This is a genomic window from Nocardia sp. CY15, from assembly GCF_009829295.1.
GTDB lineage: Bacteria > Actinomycetota > Actinomycetes > Mycobacteriales > Mycobacteriaceae > Nocardia > Nocardia sputi.
Genome location: NZ_VUOT01000037.1, coordinates 1 through 14,436, shown reverse-complemented (window position 1 = coordinate 14,436; position 14,436 = coordinate 1). Strand labels below are relative to the sequence as shown.

Genomic DNA, 14,436 nt, shown 5'->3' with positions numbered 1-14,436 from the left:
CGGTCAGCGCAGAAATTTGCCGCCGACCACGACGACCGCACCGAGGACGAGCAGTAACGCGAACGCGGCCAGACCACCGAACAACCACCACACCACACCGAGCGCGACGGCGAACGGCGCGATCGCGACGGCGGCGATCACGGGGCTTTCCTTGACCGTCGCCCAGGCTGAACGAGCCCTGATCCGGTCTATGTCCTTTCCAGGCATGTTCCCAGCGTAGGCCGGAATCCGGGACTTTGTCGGCGCAGGGTGGAATGCTCGGCGGATGGATTGGAAAATCGAGCTCGTCGCCATCCCGGTAACCGATGTCGACCGCGCCAAGGACTTCTACACCAAGATCGGTTTCCAGGCCGATCACGACCACAGGGTCGATGAGAACATGCGCTTCGTGCAGCTGACCCCACCCGGCTCCGGTTGTTCCATCTGCCTCGGCGAGGGCATCACCGAGGCAGCGCCCGGCAGCGTGCAGGGCATGCAGATGGTGGTCTCCAGCGCCGAGGACGCCTATCAGCAGCTGATCGCCGCCGGTGTGGACGCCACTCCGGTCCAGGACCTCGGCTGGGGCCTGTTCACCTTCTTCGCCGATCCGGACGGCAACAAATGGGCGGTCCAGCAGCTGCCCACCTACGACAGCTGACGGACGATCCCTCCGCCCCGAATCCCCGACCGCGCAGCGCTGGGGTGCCGGGGCTGGAAAACCGACACACCTCTTGCTTGGAGTGCACTCCAGGTGACTAGCGTCGTCGTTGTTCAACGGGAAGGGCGAGTGCAGTGAGCGAGCGTCGGCGAGTGGACCGAGAACACAGCGCGTCGTCGCGCACGACGGAGCCGAGCGACGGCGAGGTGCGGTCGTGAGCGAGACGGCATCGCACACGAGTGTGAGCGAGGACAGGGAGCAGCCGCGGTATTCGATCGGCGAGGTGTCCGAGCGCTCGGGGCTGAGCCGGGACACGCTGCGCTGGTACGAGCGGATCGGGCTGATGGACTACATCGGCCGGGACCACACCGGCAAGCGGCGGTTCAGCGATCGGGATCTGGAGTGGCTGGCGCTGATCGGGCGGCTGCGCACGACCGGCATGTCGGTGGCGGACATGGTGCGCTACGCCGAGCTGGTACGGGCCGGAGACGTCACGCTCCCGCAGCGGCTGGAGATGTTCCGGGACACCCGCGCCGAAGTGCTCGCCAAGATCGATGAACTTCGTCAGACCCTGGCCGTGCTGGACTACAAGATCACCCTGTACGAGGGCAAACTCGAGCACGTCCCGCAGGCCACGGTCACCGCGCACGACAGCGAAGGGATCACGCTATGACGACGGCCGACAGGCTTCCCACCACTACGCTGGGCCCCGGCGGCATCCCGGTGGGGACGCAGGGCCTGGGTTGCATGGGCATGAGCGAGTTCTACGGGCCCAGCGATCTCACCGAGTCCCGAGCGACCCTGGATCGCGCGCTGGAGCTGGGTGTCACGCTGTTCGATACCGCCGATGTGTACGGCTTCGGCCACAACGAGGAATTCCTGAGCGATTTCGTGAACGCCGAGCGCGACCGGGTGGTGCTCGCCACCAAGTTCGGCATCGTCCGCAAGCCCGAGGATCCGTCCTACCGGGGCTTCGACAACTCCCCCGCCTACATCCGCGGCGCGGTGGAGGCCAGCCTGCGCAGGCTCCGCATCGACACCATCGATCTGTATTACATGCATCGCAAGGATCCCGGCGTGCCGATCGAGGACACCGTCGGGGCGATGGCCGAATTGGTGCGGGCGGGCAAGGTACGGGCCCTGGGTCTGTCCGAGGTGACCGGAGCCGAACTGCGTGCGGCGCACGCCGTGCATCCGATCGCCGCCGTGCAGTCGGAGTGGTCGCTGTTCTCCCGGGACGTGGAGCGCACGGTGGTGCCTGCGGCCGCGGAGCTGGGCGTGGCGTTCGTGCCGTACTCACCGCTGGGTCGCGGTTTGCTCACCGGATCGTTCACCGGTTCCACCGACGCGCGGGATTTCCGGTCCTCCATGCCCCGCTTCTCCGGCGAGAACGCGGCACGCAACGCCGAGCTGCTCGGCCCGCTGCGGGATATCGCCGAAGCCCGCGGCATCACGTTGGCGCAGGTGGCGCTGGCGTGGGTGCACGCGCAGGCGAAGGTGCGCGATCTCGCGGTGGTCCCGATCCCCGGCACCCGCAGCCGGACCAGGCTCGCGGCGAACGTCGCGGCCGCGACCATCGCGCTGACCCCCGACGAGCTGGCGACGCTGGAGCCGATCGCGAGCCGCGTGGCCGGGAACCGGTACGCGGACATGTCGTTCACCTCGGCAGGCCGGGAATAGCACTCGAGATAGGAGACGCCCATGTCGACGTTGACGCTCAACGTCCGCTTCACCGCCAAGCCCGGTCGCGGAGCTGAACTGAAGGATCTGCTGCAGGGGGTGATCGAACCGACGCTGGCGGAGGAAGGCTGCCTCGGTTACGAGCTCTACCTGCATCCCACCGACCCGAGCCGGATGGTGCTGCTGGAGGAGTGGACCGACGCGGACGCCCTGGCGGCGCACTTCCAGACGCCGCACCTGAAGGCTCTGGCCGCCGCGTTGCAGGACGTCCTGGTCGAACCGTTCCAACTGCGGCGGTTCGCCGAGATCACCTGAGGGTGCGGCGGCGGCCGGGTACGGTGTGCGCCGACCGCCGCCGGAGCGCGGGCCGCGAGCGGCGACACGAGCCGCTGGGGGTGATCCGGCACGAACCGCTCACCGGACCGAAGTCCGCTTCTTCGCCGGCCCGGTCGGCGCCGTTCACCGGCGAGGACTAACATCCCACGAATATGAAGCCCGATGAGCCCCGCGATCGCGTCTGGATCGACAAGCAGACGCCGGCCGCGTTCCGCGCGCTCAACAGCGTCGCGAGCCAGGTCAGGGCCGCCGGGGCGGCGGTGGGGCTGGACCGCCGGATCATCGAACTGATCAATCTGCGCGTCTCCCAGCTCAACGGCTGCGCGTATTGCCTCGACGTGCACTACCGGGCCGCGCTGGCCGCCGGGGCCACCGAGCAGGAGATCGCGGTGCTGCCCGGCTGGCGGCGTGGGGGCACGTACACCCCGTTCGAGCAGGCCGTGCTCGCGATCGCGGAAGTCACGGCGACGCTTCCGGACGAGAACGTCATCGAGCGTGCGTACGCTTCCGCCCGCCGGTATCTGACGGATGATCAGCTGTCCGTCGTCATCTGGGTGGCCACCACCATCGGCGCGTTCAACCGGGTCTCGATTCTCAGCGGGCATCCGGTACGCGCACGGAAGGAGAAGGGAACCATGAGCGAATCGGCTTCGGAGTCCAAGGTCGTCCGCAACGACGAACGGCACCGCTACGAGGTATTCCACGGCGAAGAGCTGGCGGGCTTCGCCGACTACGAGGAACGCGGCGACGAGACGGTGTTCACGCACACCGAGATCGACGGCGCGTTCTCCGGCAAAGGGCTCGGCTCCGTCCTGGCGAAGAACGCCATCGAAGACGTCGTCGAGCGCGAGCGCGTGATCCGGCCGCTGTGCCCGTTCATCAAGGCGTACCTGGACAAGCACCCGCAGTACGACGCGCACGTGATCGGCAAAGGCGTCACCCGGTGAGCGACCTGGACCCACGCCCGGCCGAGACGCTCTGCGAACCCGCGCCGGGGCCCGGTCCGGTCGCGGAGCGTTATCCGGCCCGGGAGGTGCCGCTCGGCGGCGTGCGCGGCGTCTTCGTCGAACGCGTGCTACCGCAGCGCGACCTGCCGACCGTCGGCGCGTGGTGCTTCCTGGACCGCTTCGGCTCACCGACGGTCACCAACACCGGTGCGCCGCCGGACATCGATCCGCACCCGCACATCGGCCTGCAAACGGTGACCTGGCCGTTCGAGGGACGCATCCGGCATCGCGACTCGGTCGGCTCGGACGTGGAGATCGAACCCGGTCAGCTGAACCTGATGACCTCAGGGCGCGGTATCGCCCATTCCGAATACGCCGTGCCCGGCGCGCACGCCGGGCACGGTTTGCAGCTGTGGATCGCCCTGCCGGGTGACCGCACCGGCATCGCCCCGCACTTCGAGCAGCACCGGGAACTGCCGGTCGTCGAGGCGCCCGGCCTCCGGGCGATCGTGCTGATCGGCTCGCTGGCCGGGGCGACCTCGCCCGCGATCGCCTACACACCGATCGTCGGCGCCGACGTGCGGCTCGAGCCGGGATCCGATGTGACTTTGCCGCTGCACCCTCGTTTCGAGCACGCGGTGCTGGCCATCGAGGGCGATGTCACGGTCGCGGACGCCGAACTCTCGCCGGGGCCGCTGCTGTATCTCGGCACCGAGCGCGACGAACTCCGGCTGCGCAGTGCCGGTGGCGCCCACTTCGCGTTGATCGGCGGCGAGCCGTTCGGCGAGGAGCTGGTGATGTGGTGGAACTTCGTCGGCCGCAGTCACGAGGACATCGTCGGCGCCCGGGCCGATTGGGAGAATCACGACGTCACCCGATTCGCCGACATCGCCGGGCATACGCCGCGGCAGCGCATACCCGCACCGCCGCTGCCCGGACTGCATCTGAAGCCTCGCAAGCGCCGGATCGGCCCGGCCCGGGGCTGATCGCGCACGGTGCGATCAGCCCGCTCACCGAGGCAGCGAGCGCGTTTAGGCCTGGCCGCGCGCGAGCAGGGCATCCAGCGCGCGGTAGCTCTCGTTGAGCCCGGTCTCCATGCCGGACTGCAGCATCCCGTCGCGCTCCTGCGGCGTGTGGAACTGACTGTCGGTGACCACCTTGGTGCGGCCGTCGCCGAGATCGAGGAAGCTGACGCTGTCGATCGCCACGTGGGCGGGCATGCCGTCCCATTCGAAGGAATACACGATGCGCTCCTGCGGGGTGACCTCGCGGAAACGGCCCTCGAAGCCATCGGTTCCCTCGTCGGAGTGCTCGACGAAGCGCCAGTGCCCGCCCGGACGGAACTCCCAGCGCTCGATGTCCAGCCGGTTGCCGCGCCCCCACCACTGGGAGAGCAGTTCGATCCGGCTGTAGGCCTCCCACACGCGTTCACGCGGGGCGTCGAAGATCCGCTCGATGTGGATCGTGCGGTCGGTGTCGGTCGTGACGACGGCGTCGTTCGTGGTTGTGCTCATCGGTCCTGCTCCGTTCGCTCGAGGAATTCGCCGAGACGGTCCAGTCGCGCTTCCACCATCCGCCGGTAGCCCTGCATCCAGGCCACTTCGCGGTCGAAGACGTTCTCACCGAGGCGGCAGTACCGCACCCGGCCGCGTTTCTCCGTGACCACCATGCCCGCGGCCTCCAGCAGGTGGATGTGCTTCTTGACGCCGGTGAGCGTCATCTCGAAGCGCTCCGCCAACTCGCTCACGGTCGCGGGCCCACGGCCGAGGCGTTCCAGGATCCCACGCCGGGTGGGATCCGCGAGCGCCCCGAAGGAGGCATCCAGAAAGTCATACTGAACCATCTAGTTCAGTGTTTCTCCTGCCGGCGCGGACGTCAAGAGGGAATGCGCGCTTTTCCGCACAGCCGGAAACGGCGCCTCGAATGCCCGGTCATCGGCGACCCGGCCGGGCAGCGCGAAAAACTCTGTGACTCAACCCCTTCTGATCGGGTCCACCGAGCGGTATCTTTTCGGACGAACCGGACACGGGGGCGGCACATGGAAAGAGCACGATGAAGATCTCTCGCTTCACCGCGACGACAATGGCCGCGCTGGCGGCCACCGCGATCACCACGAGCGCCGCGCACGCGCAGCCCGCGCCCGACGACGCGCCACTCGACCTGCACGGATCGTTCCATCAGATCGCCTACGAGGTCGCCGCCACCGAGGACCGGCGCGCAGCCGTGGCGACCATCCAGGACGGCACGTTCGCCTCGGTTCACGACGGCCGGATCGTGACGGTCTCCGACCGCGACGGCGAGGTGGTGGCCGCGCTGCCGATGACGCTGCGCATCGGCGAGCACCGCGTGGCCCTGCGCCCCGTGCTCGAGGACGCGGGCCGCCGGCTCACCGTCGCACCGATCGCGATGGCCGAAACACCGGTGCGCGACGTCGCCGCCCAGGAGCGCTTCTACGCCGAGGCCGAGAAGGCCATGCCGAGCATCCTCGCGGGCGCGGGCATCGGCGCCGCCATCGGTTTCGTCGTCGGATTCCCGCTCGGGCTGTTCGTGTTGGACTTCATCACCGTGCCCGCCGCCGCGGTCGCGGGCGCCGCGATCGGCGCGCTGGCCGGATATGTCGTCGGCGGCGGGCAGCCCGCGGTCGACGCGGCGCTCGAATACGTGACCGCCCCCTAGTGGGGCTGGTCGGCGGACGCCAGCCGCTGGGTGCCGATCACCCGCAGCAGGTCCAGCTTCTCGGCCGCGTCCGTCCAGGGTGAGAACCTGAACCGGAATCTCGAACTGGTCCGCGCGCTGGACGAGATCGCGGCGCGCAAGGACGCCTCGGTGGCGCAACTGGCCATCGCCTGGGTGCTGACTCGTGGAGCGGACATCGTGCCGGTCATCGGCACGCGCCGACGCCGGCGCTGGGCGGAAGCCGTGAACGCTCTCGATATCTCGCTCACCGAGGAGGAGCTGTCCACAATCGAGGCGGCGGTCCCCGCCGACCGGGTCGCGGGCGAACGCTACGCCACCGCGCAGATGGCGATGCTCGACAGCGAGCGGTGAGGTCGGCCGGAGCGCGGATGCCCCAGCCGCGCTCCGGAGGAGCCGAGGCCGGTCCGGCGGATCGCACCGACGATTCGGACCGGCCCCTCGCTGTGTCCCGAGTTCGAAGACCCGACACCAGGTGCGCCTCGGCAACGGTGCGATTCGAATGCCATAGGCTAGAGCTGCGCTAGTGCGAGCAGGTACCCGCCAGGCGATCAGGCCCTGCGGGGACGGAGCACGGCGGTGAATAACGCTGTGGCCACGGTCTTTCCGGTGTCGTCGGTGATGTCTACCGGCACGTCGAGTTCCAGCGGCACTTGGGCCTCGATGTCCGCTCGCATCTTCGCGAGGGTCTCCGCGGAGAACGCGGAAGTAGCGCGGAACGGTCCCGCATCCCCCTTCGCACGGGCTTTGTACTCGATCCGCACGTCCTTGGCGACGATGAACGTATCCCCCATCAGGTCCACGATCCCCGACACCGAAGCCCCCATGGCGGCGGTCTCCGCCATCCCGAACAACACCGCGGCATGCAGATCTCCGTTGTGGTTCAGATGCTCCGCTCGCGGCACCATCGACACCACATTCCGCCCCGCCGCGAACTCTTCCCACTCGACCCCCGCGTACTGGATGAACCCCAGCTTCCGGAAGCCCGCCACCACCAGATCCCCCACCGCCGCGCCGTCCACCGCCACCTCCCGGACCCGAAAACTGCAACCTGTTCTAATTTTCTACTCGGTGCCGCGTCAGTTGTCCACTGGAATACAGTCGCCGACGAAGTCGGACTCTCCACCCGCTGATCGCTAGGTAATGTGTTCGCTGCACAAGGAGGGGAGTCTCGAACCATGGATGGTGTCAGCGCGCGTGCGCTCGAAATCAAGCAGATCAACGAGCAACTCGCGGCAGTGCGCGGCTCGGCCCGGTCCGCGGACGGCAGCGTCTTCGTCGAAACCGACGTCAACGGCCGCATCACCGATCTCTACCTCGCCGATTACGCGATGGAGAACGGCCCCGATCGTCTGGCCGCACTGATCACCGATCGTCATCGCACAGCGTTGGACAACGCCAACGCGGAAGCGAGGCGAATCTTCGAAGCGCCTGCGGACGACTCGCCGAAGCGGGACGACTTCGCGGCGAGTCGGCCTGCACTGGAGTGGACGCCGTCCCATCTCAGACGCGACGACACGTATCAGAACAATCAGTGGCGAGAGCCGCACGACCGAGATCGGTGGCGCTGATGTTCGACGTCGACCCTGCCAAGATGCGCGAGATGGCGAAGGACGTACGGACGAATGCGGACGCACTGGCGGGCAAGGCACCGATCGCGCTGGACAGCCGCAAACAGGTGCGGCCGCAGATGATTCACTCCAACTTCGCCACCAAGATCGAAGAGGTCTTGGAGGCGATGGACACGGTAATCGACTACCACGCACGCCGGCTCCGCGAATGCTGCGACGAAATCGATAGACAGGCGGCCGCCTATGAGAACGTCGATCAACACCGCGCGGCAGATCTGAACGGGGCCGGGCGATGAGTGTCGATCTGCTGACGATCACCGATGTGCTCTCCTGGAACCTCCAGTATGCGAGGGAAACCGCGACGAAGGTACTCACGGCGGCACAGGGCGTCGATCAGGAGGCCATCGCTGCGGAGAACAAGATCGGCCGCTCCCAGGACTACTTCGACAGCGAGGCCGGAGACGCAGCACGCGTTCGCGGCCGCACGGATCGCGACGAAAGCATCAGCACCGCAGATGTACTCGAAGAGATGAGCAAGATGATCAGCGCGCTGAGCGATGACATCGACGCCAACATCAGAACCATTCGAGAGAAGAAGAAGGAAGCCGAGGATTCCCGCTGGAACCTGTTCGTGCAGGAAGACGGCGAGGTGTTATCCCACGACTCCAACTGGGAGACAGCCGAGAAGTACTTCCCTTTCGGTGGTCCCGCCGTTGCCGCGAAAGAGTTGGCCATCACTCTGCTGAGCAGTGCCATACAGGGTGCGCTACGAAATATCCAGCGTGACGATCAAGAGGGCGCCGAGAACTTCGTCCGCTTGGTCGAGAAGCTGCCCGACGCGGTGAAGCAAGGCGTCGCTCTGATGCCGAACGATCCCAAGCTCGCGAAGATACTCACCGACTATCAAACGGATGTGTCGGAAGGGGAGCCCCAGCTGTGGCCGCTCGGAACAGAACTGGAAGCAATTCGACTGATCAAACCCGACTTCAATCCGTCGCTCATGACATCCGAAGAGATCGATGCGATGAAGAAGCTGCTCCTGAGCAGTCCCATGGGCCCCGCGCACGTCATAGAACATACGCAGCTCACGGAAACCGCCAGGGATACCGCGAAAGAAGTCTTCCCGGCCTCGGTTGACGACGGCAAAGGTGACGCCTTCCGACACGCGTATTGGAACGCGTTGATGACTCAGCAGTACGGCGAGGACTGGACGAAAGAGTTCGCGACGGCACACGAGAAGAGCGGGGGAAACACTCCACAGCGTGAGGCGATGGATCTGTACAACAACGAGCTCGGCCGCAAAGTCGCGCTCGCCCATCCCGATGCGTCGCCGGACGAGTTGAAGGAACTGATCCGGAACGAGATCGACAACGGCAACGCGATCGTCATCGAGAACAAGAACCCCGACGGTACGACGAGGCCGGCCCAAATAACGTGGAGCAATGCGGTCGCCGAAGCCCAAACCGGACCCCCGCCCGGCGTCGGAGTCCCGCTACCAGGAAAGAAGTGACAGCCGATGATCAAAGCCCGGAGCACTATTCCGATTCTGATCGCGATGGTGACCACATCGGTCGTCACGGGTTGCGGATTGCCCCCTGAGCGAAACAGCCCCGATTCAAAAGTGAACTGTCACAACGTATATACGATGTCGACGAACGTCGACAACCTCGGTTCGACCAGCGCGTTCACCCGGGAGGCGATGAAAGCGGCAACGGGTACCGAACCCGTTACCCTGGCCGACATCGCGCGCACCGCGGGTTGGAGCGATGGCTGGGACCGCATGGTCGACGTGCCGCAGAACATCACGGCGGAAGAACTCAACAGGCGAGCGAACACCCCAGGCAACTGCTGGAAAAGTCTTCCCAGACCCTACAACAGCGACGGAGACGGCCCACCTAATGGCTTGTACCTCTTCCTGAAGGATGACAAGGCCGTCCAGTCAGTGGGCTGGTACTACGGCCACGACCAAGCCTTCGATCTCCGAGGACAGGATGCGATCTACCCGACCACCCTGCTGACCCCCTGGGCCGGTCAACTCCGCCCCGCCTCCTGACTCGCCACGCGGTGCCCCCGCCCGTGCTCGGCCGATCGGCGGATCGCCTGGACTACAACCATCCCTGCGCGCTCGGTGGATGCGCCGGAAGCCGGAGGAATCCGGCTTGCCGTTCGCAGGCGAGACAGCGCAATCTTTACCCGCATGACACCGACATCGGCTGACGAATAACAAACGGCCCCCGCTCCAGAAAGGAGCGGGGGCCGAATGTCTTACGGCTGACCGGATCAGCGGTAGTCGCTGAAGCCGTAGTCGTCCAGCGGGACAGCCGCGCCGGTGGTCTGACCGAAGCTGTCCGGGCTGTAGTAGGTGTCGTCGTAGGACGGCACCGCGTACGCGGCGGCACGGGCTTCCTCGGTCGGCTGCACCTGGATGTTGCGGTAGCGGTTGATACCGGTACCGGCCGGGATCAGCTTACCGATGATCACGTTCTCCTTGAGACCGATGAGCTTGTCGGAGCGGCAGTTGATCGCCGCGTCCGTCAGGACTCGGGTGGTCTCCTGGAAGGACGCCGCCGACAGCCACGAATCGGTGGCCAGCGACGCCTTGGTGATACCCATCAGCACCGGGCGACCCGCCGCGGGCTCGTTGCCCTCGGCGACGACGCGACGGTTGGCGGCCTCGAACTCGGCACGCTCGGTGAGCGAGCCGGGCAGGAACTCCGTCGCACCCGAGTCGATGATGGTCACGCGACGCAGCATCTGGCGCACGATCACCTCGATGTGCTTGTCGTGGATCGACACACCCTGCGAGCGGTAGACCTCCTGGACCTCGTGGACCAGGTGGACCTGCACCTGACGGGGGCCCATGATGCGCAGCACCTCGTGCGGATCCGCCGCGCCTTCCAGCAACTGCTGGCCGACCTCGACGTGGTCACCGTCCGAGAGCAGACGCTCGGTGCCGTCGTCGTGCTTGAACACACGCAGACGCTGCCGCTTCGAGAGCTTGTCGTAGACAACCTCTTCGCCACCGTCATCCGGGATGATGGTGATCTTGTAGAAGCGATCGTCGTCCTCCAGCCGCACGCGACCGGAGACCTCGGCGATGGGCGCCTTGCCCTTGGGCACGCGCGCCTCGAACAGCTCCTGCACGCGGGGCAGACCGCCGGTGATGTCGTCACCCGCGACACCACCCTGGTGGAAGGTACGCATGGTCAACTGGGTACCGGGCTCACCGATGGACTGCGCGGCGACGATACCGACGGCCTCACCGATGTCGACCAGCTTGCCGGTCGCCATCGAGCGGCCGTAGCAGGTCGCGCACACGCCGGTGCCGGTGGTGCAGGTCAGCACGGAGCGGACCTTCACCTCGGTGATACCGGCCTCCAGCAGCGCCTCCAGCGCCGGATCACCGAGGTCGGCGCCCTTCGCCACGATGACGTTGCCCTGCGCGTCGAGCGCGTCGGCCGCGAGGGTGCGCGCGTAGGTGGAGGTCTCCACGTGCGCGTCGCGGATGATCGAGCCGTCGAGCTGCTTCTCCGCGATCGGCACCACGATGCCGCGCTCGGTGCCACAGTCGTGCTCGCGCACGATGACGTCCTGCGAGACGTCCACCAGACGACGGGTCAGGTAACCCGAGTCGGCGGTGCGCAGCGCGGTGTCGGCCAGACCCTTACGAGCGCCGTGGGTGTTGATGAAGTACTCCAGAACCGTCAGGCCCTCACGGAAGGAGGACTTGATCGGCCGCGGGATGAACTCACCCTTCGGGTTCGTCACCAGGCCCTTCATACCGGCGAGGGTACGGGTCTGGGTGAAGTTACCCGTGGCGCCCGAGTCGACGATCGTGATGATCGGGTTGTCGGCCGGGTAGTGCGCGCGCAGCGCCTTACCGACCTCCTCGGTCGCCTCCTGCCAGATCTTGACCAGGGCGTTGTTGCGCTCCTGGTGATCGAGCGCACCACGCTGGTACTTCTTCTCGATCTGATCCGACTGCGCCTCGTAGCGCTCCATGATCTCGGCCTTCTCCGGCGGCACGAGCACGTCGGACATCGAGACCGTCACGCCCGAACGCGTGGCCCAGTAGAAGCCTGCGTCCTTGAGCTTGTCGACGGTCTGCGCGACCACGATCATCGGGTAGCGCTCGGCGAGATCGTTGATGATCGTCGCCTGACGCTTCTTCGGCATCTGCTCGTTGATGAACGCGTAGTCCGCGGGCAGCAACTCGTTGAACAGCACCCGGCCCAGCGTGGTCTCGGTGGTCCACGCGTCGCCGCGACGCCAGCCCTCCGGGAACAGCTGCGCTTCGACGTCCTTCGGCGGACGCTGGTCGGTCAGCCGGACCTTGATCAGCGAACGCACGGTGAGCTCACCGCGGTCCACCGCCATCTGCGCCTCGGCGGGCGAGGAGTACACGCCCTGCTCCGGACCGTCCTTGGTGGCCGGTTGGTAGGAGCCCTTCGCGCCCTCTTCCAGACGGGTCAGGTAGTACAGGCCGGTCACCATGTCCAGACGCGGCATGGCCAGCGGCCGGCCCGACGCGGGCGACAGGATGTTGTTCGACGACAGCATCAGGATGCGCGCCTCGGCCTGCGCCTCCGCCGACAGCGGCAGGTGCACGGCCATCTGGTCACCGTCGAAGTCGGCGTTGAACGCCTCACAGACCAGCGGGTGCAGCTGGATGGCCTTGCCTTCCACCAGCTGCGGCTCGAAGGCCTGGATACCGAGGCGGTGCAGGGTGGGCGCGCGGTTGAGCAGCACGGGGTGTTCGGCGATGACCTCTTCGAGGACGTCCCACACCTGCGGCCGCTGCCGCTCCACCATCCGCTTGGCCGACTTGATGTTCTGCGCGTGGTTCAGGTCGACCAGGCGCTTCATCACGAACGGCTTGAACAGCTCCAGCGCCATCAGCTTGGGCAGACCGCACTGGTGCAGCTTCAGCTGCGGACCGACGACGATGACCGAACGGCCCGAGTAGTCGACGCGCTTACCGAGCAGGTTCTGCCGGAAGCGGCCCTGCTTGCCCTTGAGCAGGTCCGACAGCGACTTGAGCGGACGGTTGCCCGGTCCGGTGACCGGACGGCCGCGGCGGCCGTTGTCGAACAGGGCGTCGACGGACTCCTGCAGCATCCGCTTCTCGTTGTTGACGATGATCTCGGGCGCGCCGAGGTCGATCAGTCGCTTGAGGCGGTTGTTGCGGTTGATCACGCGACGGTACAGGTCGTTCAGGTCGGAGGTGGCGAAGCGGCCACCGTCGAGCTGAACCATCGGGCGCAGCTCCGGCGGGATCACCGGAACGGCGTCGAGCACCATGCCCATCGGCGAGTTGCCGTTGGACTGGAAGGCCGCGACGACCTTGAGCCGCTTGAGCGCGCGCAGCTTCTTCTGGCCCTTGCCGGTGCGGATGGTCTCGCGCAGCGACTCGGCCTCGGCCTCGATGTCGAAGCTCTCCATCAGCTTCTGGATGGACTCCGCGCCCATCGCGCCGGTGAAGTACTCGCCGTAGCGGTCGACCAGCTCGCGGTAGAGCACCTCGTCGACGATGAGCTGCTTGGGCGCCAGCTTGGTGAAGGTGTTCCAGATCTCCTCGAGCCGGTCCAGCTCACGCTGGGCGCGGTCGCGCAGCTGGCGCATCTCCCGCTCGCCGCCGTCCTTGACCTTGCGGCGGACGTCGGACTTGGCGCCTTCGGCCTCCAGCTCGGCCAGGTCGGCCTCGAGCTTCTGGGCACGGGCCTCGAGGTCGGCGTCACGCTGGTCTGCGACCGCCTTCTTCTCGACCTCCATCTCGGCCTCGAGCGTGGACAGCTCGTTGTGCCGCAGCTCCTCGTCGACAGCCACGATGACGTAGGCGGCGAAGTAGATGATCTTCTCGAGATCCTTCGGCGCCAGGTCGAGCAGGTAGCCCAGGCGCGAGGGCACGCCCTTGAAGTACCAGATGTGGGTGACCGGAGCGGCCAGCTCGATGTGGCCCATACGCTCGCGGCGCACCTTGGCGCGAGTCACCTCGACGCCACAGCGCTCACAGATGATGCCCTTGAAGCGGACGCGCTTGTACTTGCCGCAGTAGCACTCCCAGTCCCGGGTGGGACCGAAGATCTTCTCGCAGAACAGGCCGTCCTTTTCCGGCTTGAGCGTGCGGTAGTTGATGGTCTCCGGCTTCTTCACCTCGCCGTAGGACCACTGACGGATGTCGTCGGCGGTGGCGAGGCCGATCCGGAGTTCATCGAAGAAGTTGACGTCTAGCACGTAACTTCCTTTCCCCTGTGCGGGTCGAATTCGAGCAAAAGTTCACTAGTGGGGTAATCCACGGTGGGAGGCCGGATGCCGCCGTGGCGGCATCCGGCCGGCCGCCTAGTTCGCCAGATCGTCGACGGTGGCCGCTTCGTTCCTCGACAGGTTGATGCCGAGGTTGGCCGCCGCGCGCTCCAAGTCCTCGTCGTCGCCGTCGCGCATCTCGATCGCGGCGCCGTCGGACGACAGCACCTCCACGTTCAAGCACAGCGACTGCAGTTCCTTGAGCAAGACCTTGAACGACTCCGGAATGCCCGGCTCCGGAATGTTCTCGCCCTTGACGATCGCCTCG

At 66.6% G+C, this 14,436-nt stretch carries 18 protein-coding genes; 12 read left to right on the top strand and 6 right to left on the bottom strand.

Annotated features, from left to right (window positions below; all coding sequences use genetic code 11):
• Positions 1-3 precede the first annotated feature (3 nt).
• Entirely contained in the window at positions 4-207 is a 204-nt protein-coding gene (locus GVY39_RS28805; protein WP_159930083.1) for a hypothetical protein, read from the bottom strand.
• Between the two features lie 58 nt (positions 208-265).
• Here GVY39_RS28805 and GVY39_RS28800 point away from each other — a divergent pair, with 58 nt between their 5' ends.
• The 6 genes from GVY39_RS28800 to GVY39_RS28775 all read left to right on the top strand — a co-directional run bounded on the left by GVY39_RS28800 (position 266) and on the right by GVY39_RS28775 (position 4,586).
• Positions 266-637: a glyoxalase superfamily protein gene (locus GVY39_RS28800; RefSeq protein WP_159930084.1), complete on the top strand. Its 372-nt coding sequence runs from the start codon at positions 266-268 to the stop codon at positions 635-637.
• 214 nt (positions 638-851) lie between these two features.
• Complete coding sequence (locus tag GVY39_RS28795; protein WP_159930085.1) at positions 852-1,310, top strand: MerR family transcriptional regulator; 459 nt, start codon at positions 852-854, stop codon at positions 1,308-1,310.
• Positions 1,307-2,317 (top strand): aldo/keto reductase, encoded by a 1,011-nt coding sequence (locus tag GVY39_RS28790; protein ID WP_159930086.1) that lies wholly within the window; start codon positions 1,307-1,309, stop codon positions 2,315-2,317. Before GVY39_RS28795 ends, GVY39_RS28790 begins: the two co-directional genes overlap by 4 nt.
• A 21-nt stretch (positions 2,318-2,338) precedes the next feature.
• Positions 2,339-2,632 carry a putative quinol monooxygenase gene (locus GVY39_RS28785; RefSeq protein ID WP_159930087.1) on the top strand — a complete coding sequence of 98 codons (294 nt, stop codon included), beginning with the start codon at positions 2,339-2,341 and terminating at the stop codon, positions 2,630-2,632.
• Positions 2,633-2,805: 173 nt separating this feature from the next.
• Positions 2,806-3,600, top strand: a complete 795-nt coding sequence (locus tag GVY39_RS28780) for an N-acetyltransferase (protein WP_159930088.1) — start codon at positions 2,806-2,808, stop codon at positions 3,598-3,600.
• Positions 3,597-4,586 (top strand): pirin family protein, encoded by a 990-nt coding sequence (locus GVY39_RS28775; RefSeq protein WP_159930089.1) that lies wholly within the window; start codon positions 3,597-3,599, stop codon positions 4,584-4,586. Before GVY39_RS28780 ends, GVY39_RS28775 begins: the two co-directional genes overlap by 4 nt.
• 45 nt (positions 4,587-4,631) lie before the next feature.
• Here the strand turns inward: GVY39_RS28775 and GVY39_RS28770 are convergent, their stop codons facing one another.
• Together GVY39_RS28770 and GVY39_RS28765 are read right to left on the bottom strand one after the other, a co-directional pair.
• Positions 4,632-5,114 (bottom strand): SRPBCC family protein, encoded by a 483-nt coding sequence (locus GVY39_RS28770; RefSeq protein WP_159930090.1) that lies wholly within the window; start codon positions 5,112-5,114, stop codon positions 4,632-4,634.
• Positions 5,111-5,443, bottom strand: coding sequence for a helix-turn-helix transcriptional regulator (locus GVY39_RS28765; protein ID WP_159930091.1), 333 nt, complete (start codon positions 5,441-5,443; stop codon positions 5,111-5,113). Before GVY39_RS28765 ends, GVY39_RS28770 begins: the two co-directional genes overlap by 4 nt.
• Before the next feature lie 209 nt (positions 5,444-5,652).
• Between GVY39_RS28765 and GVY39_RS28760 the strand changes: the two genes are divergently transcribed.
• Together GVY39_RS28760 and GVY39_RS28755 are read left to right on the top strand one after the other, a co-directional pair.
• Positions 5,653-6,276: a hypothetical protein gene (locus GVY39_RS28760; RefSeq protein WP_159930092.1), complete on the top strand. Its 624-nt coding sequence runs from the start codon at positions 5,653-5,655 to the stop codon at positions 6,274-6,276.
• A 30-nt stretch (positions 6,277-6,306) separates the two neighbouring features.
• Positions 6,307-6,648 carry an aldo/keto reductase gene (locus GVY39_RS28755; RefSeq protein ID WP_159930093.1) on the top strand — a complete coding sequence of 114 codons (342 nt, stop codon included), beginning with the start codon at positions 6,307-6,309 and terminating at the stop codon, positions 6,646-6,648.
• Between the two features lie 197 nt (positions 6,649-6,845).
• Here the strand turns inward: GVY39_RS28755 and GVY39_RS28750 are convergent, their stop codons facing one another.
• A complete protein-coding gene (locus GVY39_RS28750) occupies positions 6,846-7,322 on the bottom strand; it encodes a PaaI family thioesterase (RefSeq protein ID WP_236565730.1) in 477 nt (158 codons plus the stop codon).
• Between the two features lie 150 nt (positions 7,323-7,472).
• Here GVY39_RS28750 and GVY39_RS28745 point away from each other — a divergent pair, with 150 nt between their 5' ends.
• The 4 genes from GVY39_RS28745 to GVY39_RS28730 are packed head-to-tail and all read left to right on the top strand — an operon-like array spanning position 7,473 to position 9,918.
• Complete coding sequence (locus tag GVY39_RS28745; RefSeq protein WP_159930094.1) at positions 7,473-7,865, top strand: YbaB/EbfC family nucleoid-associated protein; 393 nt, start codon at positions 7,473-7,475, stop codon at positions 7,863-7,865.
• Complete coding sequence (locus tag GVY39_RS28740) at positions 7,865-8,161, top strand: type VII secretion target (protein ID WP_159930095.1); 297 nt, start codon at positions 7,865-7,867, stop codon at positions 8,159-8,161. Before GVY39_RS28745 ends, GVY39_RS28740 begins: the two co-directional genes overlap by 1 nt.
• A complete protein-coding gene (locus GVY39_RS28735; RefSeq protein ID WP_159930096.1) occupies positions 8,158-9,375 on the top strand; it encodes a hypothetical protein in 1,218 nt (405 codons plus the stop codon). Before GVY39_RS28740 ends, GVY39_RS28735 begins: the two co-directional genes overlap by 4 nt.
• A gap of 6 nt (positions 9,376-9,381) precedes the next feature.
• On the top strand, positions 9,382-9,918 hold the full coding sequence (locus tag GVY39_RS28730) for a hypothetical protein (RefSeq protein ID WP_159930097.1): 537 nt from the start codon (positions 9,382-9,384) through the stop codon (positions 9,916-9,918).
• 227 nt (positions 9,919-10,145) lie between these two features.
• Here GVY39_RS28730 and GVY39_RS28725 read toward each other — a convergent pair whose 3' ends face one another.
• On the bottom strand, positions 10,146-14,099 hold the full coding sequence (locus GVY39_RS28725) for a DNA-directed RNA polymerase subunit beta' (RefSeq protein WP_159930098.1): 3,954 nt from the start codon (positions 14,097-14,099) through the stop codon (positions 10,146-10,148).
• 105 nt (positions 14,100-14,204) lie between these two features.
• The coding region (locus tag GVY39_RS28720) for a hypothetical protein (RefSeq protein ID WP_159930099.1) at positions 14,205-14,436 on the bottom strand (232 nt) is incomplete at its 5' end.